Annotated in this window: 1 protein-coding gene; it reads right to left on the reverse strand. The window is 50.6% G+C overall.

Annotation, left to right across the window (positions count from 1 at the left end):
• Positions 1-4: 4 nt before the first annotated feature.
• Positions 5-310, reverse strand: a 306-nt coding sequence (locus tag H4O21_RS25185) for a V-type ATP synthase subunit D (RefSeq protein ID WP_502243761.1), incomplete at its 5' end; no start/stop codon positions are given.

Here is a 310-nt window from a genome sequence, read left to right on the forward strand (position 1 = left end):
ATATTCATACTTCCTTCTGATTCGGTTGTTTACACAGGCGATCCAGCATGATTGCAACCAGTACGATACCCACCAGATTGACCTGACGCAGGGAAAAATCGTCGATCTCCACTAACTGCCCGATATTGCCCTGATAGCTGGACAACATCGGCAGTTGCTCCCGTACCTGTAAGCGCAAAGACTCCAGAGTGTCTTCTAATTCGGTCAGGCTTTTACGCGCGTTGGCTCGCTCCGCTAGCAGCTGCTTGCGCTTAAGATCCAGTGCCGGAACAAACTTGCGGTAGGCCTTAACCTTACGGCCTTCCTTATT

Source organism: Oceanospirillum sediminis, assembly GCF_014164585.1.
Taxonomy (GTDB): domain Bacteria; phylum Pseudomonadota; class Gammaproteobacteria; order Pseudomonadales; family Halomonadaceae; genus Oceanospirillum; species Oceanospirillum sediminis.